Annotated in this window: 2 protein-coding genes; both read right to left on the bottom strand. The window is 42.7% G+C overall.

Going from position 1 to position 1311, the window contains the following annotated elements; translation table 11 throughout:
- Positions 1 to 761 (bottom strand): IS3 family transposase (locus ACHUET_RS14605; protein ID WP_394213797.1); only part of this gene is annotated, 761 nt, incomplete at its 3' end.
- Entirely contained in the window at positions 749 to 1267 is a 519-nt protein-coding gene (locus ACHUET_RS14600; RefSeq protein ID WP_394213796.1) for a helix-turn-helix domain-containing protein, read from the bottom strand. The genes ACHUET_RS14600 and ACHUET_RS14605, both read right to left, overlap by 13 nt.
- Between the last annotated feature and the right edge of the window lie 44 nt (positions 1268 to 1311).

Here is a 1311-nt window from a genome sequence, read left to right as displayed (position 1 = left end):
TGAATGTACTCATGGATTTGTTGCTCTAACTGCTCAATGGTTTGAGGTTTTTCAATGTAAATGGTCTCGCACTTTAATGTACCGAAGAACCCCTCCATGAGCGCATTATCCAAGCAATTGCCTTTTCTGCTCATGCTTTGCTTAATGCCATTCTGTTTAAGCGTCGTGCTAAACGGTTTCATTTGATAATGCCATCCTTGATCCGAGTGCAGCATTAACCTCTTACCACGGCACGCCTTTGTCTTATTTAAAGCACAATCTAGCATTTGACTCACCAAATCATAAGTTGGCCTTCTTGAGAGCGTATAACTGACAATCTCATTGTTATAACAATCAAGTATGGGCGATAAATACAACTTATGATCACCGACCTTAAACTCAGTAATATCTGTAAGCCAGCGCTTATGTGGCCCATCTGCATGAAACTGACGCTGTAAATGATTCTTCGCGATCTTGCCTTGTACCCCTTTATAGGAGTGGTACTTCTTGCGCCTTATTTTGGCAGTTAAGTTTAACTGACACATAAGCCTAGCAATGAGCTTATGATTGTGATGAAAACCTAACTGTTTTAATGCGGCCGTTATTCTACGATAGCCATACCTACCTTTGTGCTGATGATACATCTTAGCAATACGTGGCCTCAACTCAGCGTATTTGTCGTCACTCTCAAGCTTTGCTCTATGATAATAAAAGACGCTTTTAGGCATACCTGAGACTTTAAGTAAGTCAGATAAACAGCAGTCATCTCTTAGCGCTTCGATGAGCCTTGCTTTCTGTCTGCTTGTTCCTCCGCTTTGAGCAAGGCATCGAGCTTTTTTAGGTAGGCATTCTCTGCACGTAGGTATGCATTCTCGCGCTTTAATTCAGCAAGACTCTTTTCATCATCTGGTTTGTTTGTGATCACGGGCTTGGTCATGGCGCCTCTACCTTTACGTTTGGAAGTGAGTCCAGACATACCGTGTAGTCGATACGCTTTGTGCCAGTGGCTGATGAGCGCAGGTGAGCTGATATTAAACGTTAAAGCGACCTCAGACTGGCTTAACCCTTGTTCTAGCATGACTGTGAGTACGTTACGTTTAAACTCGCTACTGTATTTAGTTTTACTCGCCTTTGGCTTGATAGCCTCTACACCGCCGCTTTGATATTGCTTAACCCATCTAGAGATTATCTTTTTATCAAGTCCAAACTTCTTTGCTGTAGCGATTCCGGTATGCCCTTGCCGATAGTATGCGATGACTTGCATCTTAAAGTCCAGATCGTAACGCATAAAAATACCCCATAAGTTGTGTCCAACTTATGGGGGTCAGTTCA

Source organism: Psychrobacter piscatorii (genome assembly GCF_043641605.1).
Classification (GTDB): domain Bacteria; phylum Pseudomonadota; class Gammaproteobacteria; order Pseudomonadales; family Moraxellaceae; genus Psychrobacter; species Psychrobacter piscatorii_C.
Note: the sequence above shows the minus strand (reverse complement) of the source record. Positions and strands in the feature narration are given on the sequence as shown.